The sequence below is a fragment of the Duganella sp. Dugasp78 genome (assembly GCF_059491455.1).
In genome coordinates this window covers 2910309-2925703 of sequence record NZ_CP168506.1, presented here as the reverse complement: position 1 = coordinate 2925703, position 15395 = coordinate 2910309, and the positions used below count along the sequence as shown (strand labels likewise).

The window sequence follows — 15395 nt, the reverse complement described above, 5'->3', positions numbered from 1 at the left end:
CGGCCTAAAAAGGCGGGCCGGCTCCGTAAACATCGTGTATAAATTGGCCCGCGCCGTTTTTTTGCCGCGATTACGCCCGGTTGAGGATAGAATACGCAAACGTCCGCATAAAACTGTACATAAACCCAGTATCGAAATTACAAGCTTGATCACGTATGGCCACTAAAAAACCAGTTTCCGACTACAGCGAAGCATCCATCCGGGTCCTCAAGGGCCTGGAACCCGTCAAGCAACGTCCGGGTATGTACACCCGCACCGAGAATCCGCTGCACATCATCCAGGAAGTGATCGACAACGCCTCGGACGAGGCACTGGGCGGTCATTGCAAAAACATTATCGTCACGCAGAACGCCGACGGCAGCATCACCGTCGAAGACGACGGCCGCGGCATCCCGGTCGGCCTGCATCCCGAAGAGGGCGTGCCGACGGTGGAAATCGTGTTCACCCGCCTGCACGCGGGCGGCAAATTCGACAAGGGTTCGGGCGGCGCCTACGCCTTCTCCGGCGGCCTGCACGGCGTCGGCGTGTCGGTCACCAACGCGCTGTCCAAGCGCCTGGAGATCACCGTCTGGCGCAAGGAGCCCGACGGCACCGGCCTGCACAAGCTGGCCTTCGAACACGGCGACGTGGTCGAGCCGCTGTCCTCCGTGGTCGCGCCGCGCGACGGCAAGAAGTCCGGCACCCGCGTCACAGCCTGGCCGGACGCCAAATATTTCGACTCCCCCGCCATCTCGCAGACCGAGTTGCAGCGCCTGTTGCGCTCCAAGGCCGTGCTGCTGCCGGGTGTGACCGTCACGCTGACCAACGCCAAGACCGGCGAATCGCAGACCTGGCAGTACAACGACGGCCTGCGCGGCTACCTGACCGAGGCGCTGGCCCAGGCCACCGACGGCGAGACCCTGATCCCGCTGTTCGAAGGCGCGCAGTTCGCCGGCCCGGACGCCGAAGGCTTCGCCGAGGGCGAAGGCGCGGCCTGGGTGGTGGCATGGACCGAGCAAGGCGCCGTGGTGCGCGAATCCTACGTCAACCTGATCCCCACGCCCAACGGCGGCACCCACGAATCGGGCCTGCGCGACGGCCTGTATGGCGCGGTGAAGAACTTCGTCGAGATGCACTCGCTGCTGCCCAAGGGCGTCAAGCTGCTGCCGGAGGACGTGTTCGCGCGCGTCTCCTTCGTGCTGTCGGCCAAGGTGCTGGACCCGCAGTTCCAGGGCCAGATCAAGGAGCGCCTCAATTCGCGCGACGCCGTGCGCCTGGTCTCGACCTATTCGAAGCCGGCGCTGGAGCTGTGGCTGAACCACCACGTCGACTACGGCAAGAAGCTGGCCGAATTGGTCATCAAGCAGGCGCAATCGCGTCTGCGCTCGCTGCAGAAGGTCGAGAAAAAGAAATCGTCCGGCGTGGCCGTCCTGCCGGGCAAGCTGACCGACTGCGAATCGACCGACGTCACCCGCACCGAACTGTTCCTGGTCGAGGGCGACTCGGCGGGCGGTTCGGCCAAGATGGGCCGCGACAAGGAATTCCAGGCCATCCTGCCGCTGCGCGGCAAGGTGCTCAACTCCTGGGAGACCGACCGTGACCGCCTGTTCGCCAACAACGAGATCCACGACATCTCGGTGGCGATCGGCGTCGATCCGCACAACGCGGACGCGGTGCCGGATCTGAGCGGTCTGCGCTACGGCAAAATCTGCATCCTGTCCGATGCGGACGTCGACGGCTCGCACATCCAGGTGCTGCTCCTGACGCTGTTCTTCAAGCACTTCCCCGGCCTGATCGCCAACGGGAATATCTGCATCGCCCGCCCGCCGCTGTTCCGCGTCGACGCGCCGGCGCGCGGCAAGAAGCCGATCCAGAAGCTGTACGCGCTCGACGCCGGCGAACTGGTGGCGATCGAGGACAAGCTGCGCAAGGACGGCCTGAAGGAAGGCGCCTGGTCGATCTCGCGCTTCAAGGGCCTGGGCGAGATGAACGCCGAACAGCTGTGGGAAACCACGATGAACCCGGACACCCGCCGCCTGCTGCCGGTGTCGCTGGGCGCCTACGCGCACGGCGAATCGTCGGCGCGCTTCAATATGCTGATGGGTAAAGGCGAAGCGGCCGCGCGCCGCGCCTGGATCGAAGAACACGGCAACGAAGCCGAAGCAGACATTTGACGCGTCGTTCCCGCGAAAGCGGGAATCCATACCGAGCCGGATTAGCCGCTCAGCATGGGTTCCCGCCTGCGCGGGAACGACGGGGAACCGATAACTAAAGCACCGCATATATCATGACTCAAGCAAATCTCTTTGACGAACCAGCGTCACCCGAAGCCGTCGGCAAGCAGGCCACGCCTGCGCAGCCAGCCCCACTCGCCCCATCGGCAGCGGCGCACAGCGCAGATGGCTGCGATGACGGCAGCAGCAACGACGGCAATGACAACGGCGGCGGTGGCGGCAACGGCGGCGGCGATGGCGGCGGTCCGCTGGGCGATGACGGCGACGGCGGCGACACGCTGACCCTGTCCACCTTCGCCGAACGCGCCTACCTCGACTACGCCATCTCGGTGGTCAAGGGCCGCGCGCTGCCGGACGTGTGCGACGGCCAGAAGCCGGTGCAGCGCCGCATCCTGTACGCGATGAACGAAATGGGCCTGAACAGCACCGCCAAGCCGCGCAAGTCCGCCACGGTGGTCGGCGACGTGCTGGGTAAGCTGCATCCGCACGGCGACCAGTCGGTATACGACGCCATGGTGCGCATGGCGCAGGACTTCTCGCTGCGCTACCCGCTGGTCGACGGCCAGGGCAACTTCGGCTCGCGCGACGGCGACGGCGCTGCGGCGATGCGATACACCGAAGCCCGATTGACGCCGATCGCCAAGGTGCTGCTGGACGAAATCAACCTCGGCACCGTGGAATTCCAGGCCAATTACGACGGCTCGACCGAAGAACCGTGCCTGCTGCCGGCGCGCCTGCCGATGGTGCTGCTGAACGGCGCCTCCGGCATCGCGGTCGGCCTGGCGACGGAAATCCCGTCGCACAACCTGGGCGAGGTGGCGCAGGCCGCCGTCGCCATGATCCGCAATCCGAAGATCTCGCACAGCGAATTGATGGCCATGATCCCCGGCCCGGACTTCCCGGGCGGCGGCCAGATCATCACCCCGCCGTCGCAGATCAGCGACATGTACGCATCCGGCCGCGGCAGCATGAAGGTGCGCGCCCGCTGGAAGATCGAGGAACTGGCGCGCGGCCAGTGGCAGGCGGTGGTCACCGAACTGCCGCCGGGCACCTCGTCGCAGAAGGTGCTCGAAGAGATCGAGGAGCTGACCAACCCCAAGATCAAGATGGGCAAGAAGGCGCTGTCGCCGGAACAGATGGCGCTCAAGTCGCTGATCCTCAATTCGCTCGACACCATCCGCGACGAATCGGGCCGCGCCGCGCCGGTGCGCCTGGTGTTCGAGCCGAAGTCGAAGAACCAGGACCAGACCGAATTCATGCTGCTGCTGCTGGCGCATACCTCGCTCGAATCGTCGGCCTCGATCAACCTGGTGATGATAGGCGGCGATGGCCGTCCGCGCCAGAAGGGCCTGACCGACATCCTGCAGGAGTGGATCGAATTCCGCTTCGCAACCGTCACCCGCCGCACGCAGTACAAGCTGGGCAAGGTCGACGCGCGCATCCACATCCTGGAAGGCCGCGAGACCATCCTGCTGAACATCGATGAAGTGATCCACATCATCCGCAATTCGGACGAACCGAAAGCGGCGCTGATGGAACGCTTCCGCCTGTCGGAGATCCAGGCCGAAGACATCCTGGAAATCCGCCTGCGCCAGCTGGCCCGCCTGGAAGCGATCAAGATCCAGCAGGAACTGGCCGAGCTGCGCAAGGAAAAAGGCCTGCTGCAGGACCTGCTCGACAACCCGTCGTCGATGAAGCGCGCCATCATCAAGGAAATCGACGCCGACGCCAAGACCTACGGCGACGCCCGCCGCACCCTGATCGAGGAAGCGCAGAAAGCCGTGGTCGAACAGAAGGTGGTGGACGAACCGGTCACCGTCATCATTTCGGAAAAAGGCTGGATACGCGCGCGCACCGGCATCGGCCACGACGCCGCGCAGTTCACCTTCAAGGCCGGCGACACGCTGTACGGCGCCTTCGAATGCCGCACGGTGGACAACCTGCTGGCCTTCGGCAGCAACGGCAAGGTGTATTCGGTGCCGGTAGCCGCCCTGCCGAACGCGCGCGGCGACGGCGTGCCGATCACCACCCTGATCGACCTGGCGCCGGGCGCCCGCATCCAGCACTACTTCGCCGGCACCGGAAGCACGCAGCTGCTGCTGGCCACCAGCGCCGGTTTCGGCTTCATCGCCAAGGCCGGCGACATGGTCAGCCGTATCAAGGGCGGCAAGGCCTTCATCACCTTGGAAGACGGCGACGTGCCGCTGCCGCCGGCGGTCATCGCCGACAGCGCCAGCGCGGTAGCCGTGTTGTCGGCCAATGCGCGCGTGCTGGTGTTCGGCATGGACGAGATGAAGGTGCTGACCAACGGCGGCCGCGGCGTGATCCTGATGGAGCTCGACGACAAGGAAACCCTGATCGCCGCCAAGCCTATCAGCCAGAAAGGCGTGATCGTGTCCGGCATCGGGCGTGGCGGCAAGGCGCAGGAAGAGCGTCTGTCCGCCTCGGCTCTGGCGGTCCACTTCGGCAAGCGCGCGCGCAAAGGCAAGGCGCTGGCGACCAGGATCAAGCCAACCTCGCTGACGCCGATCGTCTAAGATCGGTGCGCGAAAAAAAAGCCCGCTGGCTTCACGTCAGCGGGCTTTTTTCATGCTGCCTGCCGCTTAATGCTTGGCGGCGGCTTCTTTGACTTCGGCTGCCGTTTTGGCTTTGACGGCGTCGGTCTTGTTGGCGGCGATGGCTTTGTCGGCGGTCGCGTCAACGGTTTCCTTGATCGCCTTGGCGTCGGCTTTCACGGCCTTTTTGTTGGCCTTTTCTTCAGCCTTGGCGACTGCCTTGTCGCCCTTGGCTTCCGCCTTGGCTTTGTCTTCCGGATCGGCCTTGGCTACTTTTTCGTTGGCTTTGGCTTTTTCCACCTCGACGTGCGCAGCGGCGGTGTCATTGGTCTTGTTGGCTTTGGCAATGGCCTTGTCGGCCTTCTTGTCGGCCTTGACGTCGGCCTTCATTTCCTTCTGCTGCGCCTTGGCCACGTCCTTGTTGGCCTCATTTTCAGCCTTGACCACGGCCGGCGTCTGGGCCGGCGTGTTCTGGGCGTAGGCTGCGGTGGCGAACAGGCCGGCGATCAGGGTGGCGATTATCTTGTTCATGGTGATTCCTCTCAAAGTTCATCGGGATGCGTTGCTGGCATCCAGAATAGGTCGATGAGCTGAAGCACTCTGTACGGTATCGTACTTAACAAGAATTACTTGCCCGCCCCCGGGCGCGAGTACAAATCGATGATGGTGCCGATGGCGTCGGCGCAGACGGCGCAGAACTTCTCGCTGCGGTCGAACATAATGCACTGCATCTGCGGGCGGTAGTAGCCGCTGGCCTCATAGTTCGCACCCTCGAACGCACCCACCGTGTGGAAGTTCGGGTCCTTCGAGAACAGCGCGTTGGTCGATTCCAGGTCCTTGCGGAACAAGGCGCTCATCTCCGACTCCGGCCGGTTGGCCGCCCGCAGCGCGGCGCGCTCCTTCTGGTAGGCGCGCGACGCGGTTTCATACGTCTCCTTCGGCCATGGCGTCGGCAGCGGCGTGCCGTCCTTGACGAACTTCTTCCATTTCAGATTGGCCGGATCGCGCAGCGCGGTCGCATTCGGCTCCCAAGGCTCCTGGCGCGTGCCGTTCGACTGGTAGGCCACCGGCGAGGTGTAGTACTCGTCGGCCAAGCCGGCGAAGTGATGGCCGAATTCGTGCACGAACAGGTAGTTGGCCCAGTCGTTGTTGGCCGCCGCAGTGCTGAACTGGCCGAAGATGCCGCCGCCGCCGTAGGTCTCGTTGTTCACCAAAATCTCGATGAACTCATACGGCGCATACTGCGCCAGCTCGCGCAACGCGCGGTTGTCGGTGGTGAGCACATAACGCTCGCTGCCGAAGATGTCGTAGCGCGTGCCCAGCGGCGACGCGTGGTGCACGCCGGTCGAAGGACGCGACACGCCCGATTCCTCGGTCGGCAGCGCCAGCGCCCACACGTTGAAGTCCTTGGCGCGCTCCTTGAACGGCGAGGTGGCGAACAGGTGGTCGGCCAGCTTGCGCGCGGTCGCTTCGAACTTGGGCATGTCGGCCCTGGTGTAGCCATCGCCCAGGATCAGCAGGTCGACCTTGTCCGGCGACGGGCCGTTGACGCGGATGGCGATCGGCTTGGGCGCGGCCGCCATCGATGCGGGCGGCGTCTGCTTGCGCACCACGTCCATCGAGTCGGTGTCGACATCGGCGGTCCACACCACCGAGAAGGCGTTGCGGTCGTCGCGCTTCAGGATGCGCACACGCACCGGGCGGTCCGGCTTGGGAAAGCGCACCGACTCCTGGAAGCCGCGATTGGCGTGCGCCGCCTCGTCGGTGCTGCGCCATTCGGCGAACACGGTCGAAAAGCCGCGCGAGTACAGCAGCTCGCCGGTCTTGGCGTCCACCACCTCGACCATGTTGTTGCCGCGATTGGTGTCGTCGATGGTGCGGCGCATGTCGCCCGGCCACGGCAGCGGCTCGATCACCACGCGCTCCATCGCGTAGCTTTCGTTGAGCGCATTGCCGCTGTGGAGATAGTCGACACGGACGGTGGCCGGTTGCGCGGCCAGCGCGGGTACGGCGGCGACGGCCGATACGGCCGCGAAAGCAGCCAGCGCAAAGGATAAAAAGCGGCTCATGGTCATCCTGTGATCAAGTTACGGAGACCTCCATTGTAATCCGGGCAGGACACAGTGACGGGGGAGACCTGCACACTCCCTGCGTTGAAACCAGCTGTTTTTCCCGCCGGATTTTACTTATTTCTCCGGTTTTTACAGTGGCTGCCAAAAACAGTGGAAAGCTAGTTCTTCTGCACCAGCGACTGGCCGATGTCGAGCGGGCGGATGTCCAGCCGCATATTCAGGATCGAATAGCTCTGCGGCGCCGACGATGCATAGCCCACGCTGTCGCGCGTCTTGGAGAAGGTGAACTGGAAGCCCAGCTCCGGCAGCGGCGTATTGCGGCCGCTGGTGGCGATGCCGATCGCCTCGCTGCGGCGGTTGTTCATCAGGTTCTCCATCAGCTCGACCACCGCGTTCTTGCCCAGGATATCGGCCGAGAACACCGGCTCGCGCAGCATCGCCGCATGCGCCTTCAGCTTGCCGGCGGCCTTGGCCTCGGACAGTGTGAAGGTATGCGTGCCCAGGTCGTACTGGTCGCCCCGGTCCAGATAACTGATGACGGCATTGGAGACATTGAAGCCGGCGCTGGCCGGATCGGTGGTGGCGCGGGTCAGGTCGATCAGCAGCGCGCCCTTGTGGCCGACGATCTCCACCCGGCGCCGGCTGTCGACCACCATCGCCGTATTCTCGTCGATGCCCAGCCCGAACTTGTAGCCTTTCTTCAGCATGGCCGGGATCATGCGCGCGAAGCGGCCGCGCACCAACAGGTGCTGGTCGACGAACACGTCGTCGCCGATGAAGCCCAGCCCCGGCGCGATCTCCCTGCCCTCGGTCACGCCGCCGCGCAGGGTGGCGAACACCGTGTTCGGTGCGTAGAACATGGTGCTGCTCATGATGGCCGCGCCGGCGCTGCTGCCGGCCACCACGCCGCCATTGCGGTACAGCTCCCACACCGCGTCCAGCACCGCGCTGCGGCTGCCGTCCTCGCGCACCAGCGCCTGCGTGATGCGGGCCTGGTCGCCGCCGACGAAGAACACGCCGCCGGCGCCGCGCACCGCCGCCGCCAGTTCGGGGTCGTCGGCCGCCTTGCGGAAGTCGCTGTCGGCCAGCTTGACGGCCAGCGGCACCAGGAAGGCGTCGGCGCCGTACTGCCGCAGGAAGCCGACGATGGCCGCGCCCACCGGTGCCGGATCGGCGGCGGCCGACGGCAGCACCGCCACCCGCGCGCCCGGCCCGCCCGCCAGCTGAACGATGCGCTGCCAGACGTCGGCGTTATCCTGGCGCAGATTGCCGCCGATGATGACCAAGGAGCCCTTGGGAGCGGACGGCGGGGTGACGGAAGCGGCCAGCGCACCGCCCAGCGGCACGGCGAACATCAGCGCCGCCTGCAAACAATGCTTCAAGATTGACATCCGCATAACTCGCCTCGCTCAACCCCGCACGCCCTGGCCGACACGCATGCCGTACCACTTAGGGGTCGGCCCCCGGACGGGGTCCGACCCCGCCCGGCCCTGCGGGGTAAAAAAATGGGACGGCAAAGCCGTCCCACTCAATATACCCGATTTCGCGCCGCCGCTAGCGATAGCGGTACAGCGGCTGCTGCAGCTGGATGGGCCGGATATCCATGCGCAGCTTGAGCACCGAATACGCCTCCACCTCGGTCGAGCTGTAGCCGACACTGTTGATGGTTTTACTGAAGCGGAACTCGAAGCCCAGGTCCGGATAGGCGTCGCGCGGATTGCCGAAGGCGATGCCGATGGCTTCCTGCTGGGCGTTGTCGATCAGGTTGACCATCAGGTCCAGCACCGCGTTGTTGCCGAGGATGTCGTTGGTGAACACCGGCTCGCGCGTATCCGGCTGGTTGGGATCGAGCTTGTTGTCGGCCTTGTCCGGCGACGGCGTGAACTCGCGCGTGACCAGGTTGAACTTGTCGCCCCGGTCCAGGTAACTGATGGTGGCGTTGCTGATGTTGAAACCCTTAATGCCACGGTCCGTGATCGCCGCCGACAGGTCCAGCAGCAGCGCGCCGCTATAGCCGATGATCTCGACGTCGCGCCGGGCGTTGACCACCATCGCGCTGTTCTCGTCGATGCCCAGGCCGATCTGGTAGCCCTTCTTCAGCATCACCGGGATCATGCGGGCGAAGCGGCCGCGCACCAGCAGGTGCTGGTCGACGAACACGTCGTCGCCGATGAAGCCCAGGCCCGAGGCGATTTCATGACCCTCGTTGACGCCCTGCTTGAGCATGTCCAGGGTCGGCTTGGCGTCGTAGAACATGGTGGTGCTCATGATGGCCGCGCCGGCGCTGGAGCCGGCCACCACGCCGCCGTCGCGGTACACGTCCCACACCGCGTCCAGCGCGGCCGTGTGCTTGCCGTCCGGGCGCACCAGCGCCTTGGTGATGCGGGCCTGGTCGCCGCCGGTGAAGTAGATGCCGGTGGCCGAATGGATGGCCGCCACCACTTCCGGGTCTTCGGCCGCCTTGCGGTAGTCGCTGTTGGGCAGCGTCACGCCCAGCGGAATAAAGAAGGCCTGGGCGCCGTACTGATTGAGCTTGTTGACGGTGTTCTGGGCCGACTTCTCCGGGTTGATCGACGCCGAGCCGAACACGCCGATGCGCGCGCCCTTGCCGCCAGCCAGCTGCACGATGCGCTGCCAGACTTCGGCGTTGTCGGCCCGCAGGCCGCCGCCGATGATGACCAGGTTGCCCGCCGGCGGCGCCAGCACCGGTTTGGGCGGCGGCACCGCCTTGGCCGGCTTGCTGGACTTGGCCGGCGCCTGCGCCGCCTTGGCGGCAGACCCGGAACCAGCCACCTGCGCCGCGCACACGCCGCTGCCCGCCACGACCAGCAGCCATAGCATGACGAGACGCCGCAGCGTAAAACCTGTTAATTTCATGTTGCCCTTCCGATGAAAACCGGCGCCGCGCTCACGCGCGGCGCCGTCGATAATGCAGATGATACCAATCAATTACTGAATCCGGCTTAAAGCAGCATTACGTTACATTACTTGAAGGCGTAATTGGCGCTGGCATAGAAGCGGCGTCCGCGCGGATCGGTGTAGGTCGGATCATAGCCCGAGATGAAGAAGAAGGCCTGATTCGAGTACGGCGGCGCGGTGTTGAACAGGTTCTGCACCCCGGCGCGCAGCTTGAAGGCCTTGTTGACCTGCCAGGCGCCCGACAGGTCCCACAGCGAGTAGGCCTTCACATGGTTGGCCGCCACCACCGTGCCGTTATCGGTGTTGATCGCCGAGTTCTGGTCCTCATAGCCGCTCGAATAGGTGTTCGACAGGCTGGCCGAGTACGGGCCGAGGTCCCAGTCGAAGGTGACGGTATGGCGCCAGCGCTGCACCACGCCGTCGGTGACGAAGCGGCCCAGGTTGCTCAGGTAGGGATCGCCCACCGCGTTCTGGATCTTCGAATTGAGCACATAGGTGCCCGACAGGTGGCCGCCGAAGTTGCCGGCCCAGGTCTTCACGTCGCGGTAGTCCAGCGTCAGGTCCAGGCCCGTGGCCAGCTGCGCGCCACGGTTTTCCTTGTGCAGCTCGATGTAGTCTATCAGGCCGTCGTCCGTGCGATGCACCAGGTTGCCGTACTTGGCCAGGTTGCCGAGGATGACGTCGTCGCCGATCTCGCTGATCAGGTCGGTGCGCTTGATGTTCCAGTAGTCCAGCGTCATCGTCACCTGCTTGGACGGCTCGATCACCATGCCCAGCGAGTACTGGCGGCTGTGCTCAGGCTTGAGCTTGTCGTTCGAATAGCGGCGCGTGTTCCAGTTGTCGGCGCAGTCGGCCAGGCTGTTGTCCACCGTCGCGCAGTATTGCGGATCGGGCAGCGTGGCGGTGCTGCTGTAGATGGTCGGCCGGTACAGATCCGACATCGACGGCGCACGGAAGCCGCGTCCGGCCGAGCCGCGGAACAGCATGGTCTTGGTCGGCATGTAGCTCACGCCCACCTTCGGGCTGGCGGCGCCGCCGACCACCTGGTAATGGTCGTAGCGCGCCGACAGCTGCGCCTCCCACTGCTTGGTGAACGGCAGCAGCAGCTCGCCGTACACCGCCTGCACCGTGCGCTTGTCGCTGGTGGCGCGGCCGCCCTCGGGCGCGGCGTCGTTGTTGATGTTATCGCTCAGCAGCAGCGCCGACGGCGTGAAGTCGGTGCGCTCGTGGCGCACCTCGCCGCCCACCGCCAGCGCCGCCTCGCCGCCGGCCAGCGTGCCGACCGCGTGCGAGACCTTGAAGTCGACCGAGTCCATCACGCCGCGCGCATGGCGCACGTCGTCGTTGACCTGGATGGAGTTGAGCAGCGACACGCCGGCCGCGTCGGACGGGCCGAAGGGATTGATCACGCCGTCGTAGATGCCCTTGACCAGTTTGTCGTACAGCAGATAGCCGTGGGTGTCCTTGTCCTTGATGGTGTTGACGCTGTGGTTCAGCGCGACGTCGTAGTCAAAGCCGTTGGCGCTGCCGGTCAGGCCGACCACGAAGCGCTGGCTCTCGCTGGTCAACTCGCTGGTGCGGCGGCCGGCGTCGTTGAGGCGGATGCGCAGCTCGACATCGCCGACCACGTCGTCGTCCGCGCTGGCCTCGTCCGACGCCAGGTCGTACTTGGCCAGGCCCGGTATCTTCTTGTAGTTGATCGGCGCCCTCACGCGCGCCGTCGAGGCCACGTAGCTGGTCTTCGAGCGGCTCAGCGCGATCTCGGCAAACAGCTGGTTGTCGGGGTTCAGCTGCAGCACGCCGCGGCTCAGCAGGTTGACCTTGTCCGACTTCGGATACAGCTCGGTGTCGCCCATGTAGTTGTAGGTGCAGGCGTCGACCCCGCCGATACCGGCCGGCAGGTACAGATTGGCCGGCGCCGAGCAGCCCGGCACCGACAGGTTGATGGTGCGGTTGGTCAGCGGCTTGCCGTTCAGGGTGAAGCCGTTGTCGTTCAGGTAGTCGCGCTGGGCGCCGGTCAGGCGGATGTTGGCCGGCGAGGTATAGCCGGACAGCAGGTGCGGCAGGCGCTCCGGGATCTGCAGGTTGTTGATGAACTTGCGCTGCGAGGTGCTCAGCGCGTCGGTGCGCTGCACGTCCAGCACCGCAAACACATTGTAGCCCTCGCGGGTCAGGTCGCCGGTGCCGGCGGTCAGCGTGGCGGTGCGCTTGCCGGCGCCGCCCTCGTCGGTCTTGGCGCCGTAGGCGTTCAGCTCCAGGCCCTGGAAATCCTTGCGGGTGATGAAGTTGATCACGCCGCCGATGGCGTCGGTGCCGTACAGCGCCGAGGCGCCGTCCAGCAGCACCTCGACGCGCTGGATGGCGGCGGCCGGGATGTTGTTCAGGTCGACGCCGGTGTCGTCGCCGGGCGAGGCGAAGTTGGCCATGCGGCGGCCGTTGAGCAGCACCAGCGTGGACGAGGTGCCGATGCCGCGCAGGTTGGCGCTGTTGAAGCCGCGCTGGTCGTGGCCGTCGGTGATGCTGGCGCCGTCGGTCAGGCCGCCGACGTTGGCCGACACGCGCGCCATCAGCTCGGAGGCGGTGGTGACGCCGGCCTTCTCGATATCCTCGCGGGTGATCACCTGCACCGGCAGCGCGGTCTCCGACTCGATGCGGCGGATCGCCGAACCGGTGATCTCCACCTTCGGCATCGCTGCCGGATTGCCGGAGGTGGCCGGCGCGTCCTGCGCCAGCGCCGCCTGCCCCAGCAGGCCGGCTGCCACGCCCAGGCTCAGCGCCAGGCGCACCGCTCGCGCCATCGTGGAAACCCGCATGCTTTGTACATCACCCATGATTTTCTTTCAAAATGTTATATAAATGATTCTATTAAACAAACTGTACGCACATCGCCGGGAAAACTCAAGAAACCAGCCCTCCTTTCGCCGCGCGGCGATTTACTTTGTGAAAATAGTGCTACATACTCAATCTTTGTCGAAAAAGTCCTTCCTGCCATGCAAGTACACAAACATCCGCTGTCCGGACCGCACAGCAACGCCCACTTTGAACTGACCAGCCTGCATTTCGGCCGTCCCGGCGCCGGCAAGAAGGTCTACATCCAGGCCTCGCTGCACGCCGACGAGGTGCCCGGCATGCTGGTGGCGCAATACCTGCGCAAGGAGCTGGCCGCGCTGGAAGCGGCCGGCCGCATCGCCGGTGAAGTGATACTGGTGCCGGCCGCCAACCCGATCGGCCTGGCGCAGGCCATCCACGGCGCCGCCTTCGGCCGCTTCGACCTCACCACCGGCATCAACTTCAACCGCTCGTACAAGCACGTGGCGGACGACCTGAAAAAATCGCTGGACGGCCTGCTGGGCCAGGACGCCGACGCCAACGTGCGCCTGATCCGCGAGCATGCGCGCGCCTCGATCGCCGAATGGCAGCCGGCCACCGACGCCGACACGCTGAAGAAAGTCCTGATGACGATGGCCATCGACGCCGACATCGTGCTCGATCTGCACTGCGACAACGAGGCGGCGCTGCACATCTACGCCGGCACGCCGCTGGCCGAGGGTGTCGCGCCGCTGGCGGCCATCCTGGGCGCGCACGCGCTGCTGCTGGCCTACCAGGCCGGCGGCGAACCGTTCGACGAAGCCTGCAGCCGCCTGTGGTGGGACCTGGACCAGCACTTCGAAGGCCGCTATCCGATCCCCGCCGCCTGCCTGTCGACCACCGTCGAACTGCGCGGCGAAATGGAGGTGAGCTACGCCCTGGCCGAGCGGGACGCCGCCGGCCTGCTGCAATTCCTGACGTTGAAGGGTGTGCTGCAGGCGCCGGACGCCGCGGCCGCCGCAGCAGCGGCCGTGCTGCCCGCGCCGCTGTGCGCGGCCACGCCGCTGGAAGGCGTCGAGCCGCTGTACGCGCCGCACGCCGGCATCCTGGTCTACACCCGCGACCTGGGGGCGCGCGTGACGCCGGGCGACGCCGTGGCCGACCTGATCGACCCGGTCAGCGGCGAGACCACGGTGATACGCGCCGGCGTGGCCGGCGTGTTCTTCGCGCGCAGCGCGCACCGCCACGTGATCCGTGGCATGAACGTCGGCAAAGTCGCCGGCGCCCTGGCCTACCGTGCCGGCGATCTGCTGAGCCAATAAGATTGAACACGACATCCGATGACCACTAAAAAATTCAAGCTGCCGCACACCTTCGTCCTGCTGTTCATCATCCTGGCCCTGATCGCGGCGGCCACCTGGCTGGTCCCCGGCGGCAAATACGACACCCACCTGGTCAACGGCAAGCAGCTGATCGATCCGTCCAGCTTCCACTACATCGCCAGCGCGCCGCAGGGCGTGACGGCGTTGATGAAAGCGCCGATCAAGGGCTTCGTCGACGCCGCGCTGATCATCGGCTTCGTGCTGATCGTCGGCGGCGCCTTCGCCGTGCTGCAGAAGACCGAGGCGGTCGACTCGATGATCAAGTCGCTGGCGCGCGCGCACGACAGCTCGGTGTTCATCCAGAAGGCGCTGATCCCGGTGTTCGTCACCATGTTCTCGATCGGCGGCGCCACCTTCGGCATGAATGAAGAAGCCATACCGTTTATATTGATTTTCGTGCCGCTGGCGCTGGCGCTGGGCTACGACACCGTCACCGGCGTGTCGATCCCCTTCCTCGGCTCGCAGGTCGGCTTCTCGGCGGCGTTTCTGAACCCCTTCAACGTCGGCATCGCCCAGGGCATCGCCGGCGTGCCGGTGTTCTCCGGCTGGGCCTATCGTTTGATCGTATGGGTGATCGCCACCGCCATCACCATCGTGTTCCTGATGTGGTACGCGGCGCGCGTGAAGAAGACGCCGGAGCTGAGCCCGACCTACGCGCTGGACCTGGACAAGCGCCGCGAGCAGCCGCACGGCCTGGGCGAATTCCACGGCATGACCGGGCGCCACAAGCTGGTGCTGGCGATCTTCGTCGGCTCGCTGGCGGTCATGGTGGGCGGCGTGGTCGGCTACGACTGGTACATCGACGAAATCGCCGCGCTGTTCCTGACGATGGGCATCGTCATCGGCCTGGTGGGCAAGCTCGATTCGAACCAGATCGTTGAAGGCTTCATCCAGGGCGCGCGCGACCTGGTGGGCACGGCGCTGGTGATCGCGCTGGCGCGCGGCACCATGATCCTGGCGCGCGACGCCCACATCATCGACACCATGCTGCATGCGCTGATGCCGCTGGTGCAGTCGTCCAGCCCGATCTTCGCCGCGTGGAAGATGTTCGGCATCCAGACCGTGATCAACTTCTTCATCCACTCGGGCAGCGGCCAGGCCGCGCTGACGATGCCGATCATGGCGCCGCTGGCCGACCTGGTGGGCGTGACGCGGCAGACGGCGATTTTGGCGTTCCAGTTCGGCGAATTCACCACGCCGATGATCCCGACCTCCGGCATCACGGTCGGCGTACTGGCGCTGGCGCGCATCCCGTGGATCACCTGGGCCAGGTGGATGGTGCCGCTGCAGCTGATCTACGCCGCGCTGGCGCTGGCCCTGCTGGTGCCACCCTGCCTGATGAACTGGCAATAACGTCGCTCCCGCGAAAGCGGGAGTCCATGCTGAGCCAGCGTTCCATGGAGGGAGTTCATGCAGTGCATGGACTCCCGCCTGCGCGGGAGCGAC

9 protein-coding genes are annotated in these 15395 nt (G+C 65.5%); 4 read left to right on the top strand and 5 right to left on the bottom strand.

The window, feature by feature from the left end:
* Positions 1 to 155 precede the first annotated feature (155 nt).
* Positions 156 to 2153 carry a DNA topoisomerase IV subunit B gene (locus tag ACEN9O_RS12970; RefSeq protein WP_495617942.1) on the top strand — a complete coding sequence of 666 codons (1998 nt, stop codon included), beginning with the start codon at positions 156 to 158 and terminating at the stop codon, positions 2151 to 2153.
* Positions 2154 to 2266: 113 nt separating this feature from the next.
* Positions 2267 to 4750: a DNA topoisomerase IV subunit A gene (gene parC / locus ACEN9O_RS12965; protein WP_495617941.1), complete on the top strand. Its 2484-nt coding sequence runs from the start codon at positions 2267 to 2269 to the stop codon at positions 4748 to 4750.
* A gap of 66 nt (positions 4751 to 4816) precedes the next feature.
* Here the strand turns inward: parC and ACEN9O_RS12960 are convergent, their stop codons facing one another.
* The 5 genes from ACEN9O_RS12960 to ACEN9O_RS12940 form a co-directional block, all read right to left on the bottom strand.
* Positions 4817 to 5299, bottom strand: coding sequence for a hypothetical protein (locus ACEN9O_RS12960; RefSeq protein ID WP_495617940.1), 483 nt, complete (start codon positions 5297 to 5299; stop codon positions 4817 to 4819).
* A 95-nt stretch (positions 5300 to 5394) separates the two neighbouring features.
* The gene (locus ACEN9O_RS12955) at positions 5395 to 6837 is read right to left on the bottom strand and encodes an IgA Peptidase M64 (RefSeq protein ID WP_495617939.1); all 1443 of its coding nucleotides are present in this window, start codon (positions 6835 to 6837) and stop codon (positions 5395 to 5397) included.
* A 161-nt stretch (positions 6838 to 6998) separates the two neighbouring features.
* Positions 6999 to 8237: a cyanophycinase gene (locus ACEN9O_RS12950; RefSeq protein ID WP_495617938.1), complete on the bottom strand. Its 1239-nt coding sequence runs from the start codon at positions 8235 to 8237 to the stop codon at positions 6999 to 7001.
* Positions 8238 to 8394: 157 nt separating this feature from the next.
* A complete protein-coding gene (locus ACEN9O_RS12945) occupies positions 8395 to 9717 on the bottom strand; it encodes a cyanophycinase (protein WP_495617937.1) in 1323 nt (440 codons plus the stop codon).
* Between the two features lie 107 nt (positions 9718 to 9824).
* Positions 9825 to 12590, bottom strand: coding sequence for a TonB-dependent receptor (locus ACEN9O_RS12940; protein ID WP_495617936.1), 2766 nt, complete (start codon positions 12588 to 12590; stop codon positions 9825 to 9827).
* A gap of 159 nt (positions 12591 to 12749) precedes the next feature.
* On the opposite strand from ACEN9O_RS12940, the gene ACEN9O_RS12935 reads away from it, so the two are divergent.
* A complete protein-coding gene (locus tag ACEN9O_RS12935) occupies positions 12750 to 13889 on the top strand; it encodes a succinylglutamate desuccinylase/aspartoacylase family protein (RefSeq protein WP_495617935.1) in 1140 nt (379 codons plus the stop codon).
* 18 nt (positions 13890 to 13907) lie between these two features.
* Positions 13908 to 15302 (top strand): YfcC family protein, encoded by a 1395-nt coding sequence (locus ACEN9O_RS12930; RefSeq protein WP_495617934.1) that lies wholly within the window; start codon positions 13908 to 13910, stop codon positions 15300 to 15302.
* Positions 15303 to 15395 lie beyond the last annotated feature (93 nt).

Bases quoted from the DNA above. Each gene is read 5' to 3' on its own strand.
- ACEN9O_RS12950 (WP_495617938.1), bottom strand. From the start codon at position 8,237: ATGCGGATGTCAATCTTGAAGCATTGTTTGCAGGCGGCGCTGATGTTC.
- ACEN9O_RS12970 (WP_495617942.1), top strand. From the start codon at position 156: ATGGCCACTAAAAAACCAGTTTCCGACTACAGCGAAGCATCCATCCGG.
- ACEN9O_RS12930 (WP_495617934.1), top strand. From the start codon at position 13,908: ATGACCACTAAAAAATTCAAGCTGCCGCACACCTTCGTCCTGCTGTTC.
- parC (WP_495617941.1), top strand. From the start codon at position 2,267: ATGACTCAAGCAAATCTCTTTGACGAACCAGCGTCACCCGAAGCCGTC.
- ACEN9O_RS12935 (WP_495617935.1), top strand. From the start codon at position 12,750: ATGCAAGTACACAAACATCCGCTGTCCGGACCGCACAGCAACGCCCAC.
- ACEN9O_RS12945 (WP_495617937.1), bottom strand. From the start codon at position 9,717: ATGAAATTAACAGGTTTTACGCTGCGGCGTCTCGTCATGCTATGGCTG.
- ACEN9O_RS12955 (WP_495617939.1), bottom strand. From the start codon at position 6,837: ATGAGCCGCTTTTTATCCTTTGCGCTGGCTGCTTTCGCGGCCGTATCG.
- ACEN9O_RS12940 (WP_495617936.1), bottom strand. From the start codon at position 12,590: ATGGGTGATGTACAAAGCATGCGGGTTTCCACGATGGCGCGAGCGGTG.
- ACEN9O_RS12960 (WP_495617940.1), bottom strand. From the start codon at position 5,299: ATGAACAAGATAATCGCCACCCTGATCGCCGGCCTGTTCGCCACCGCA.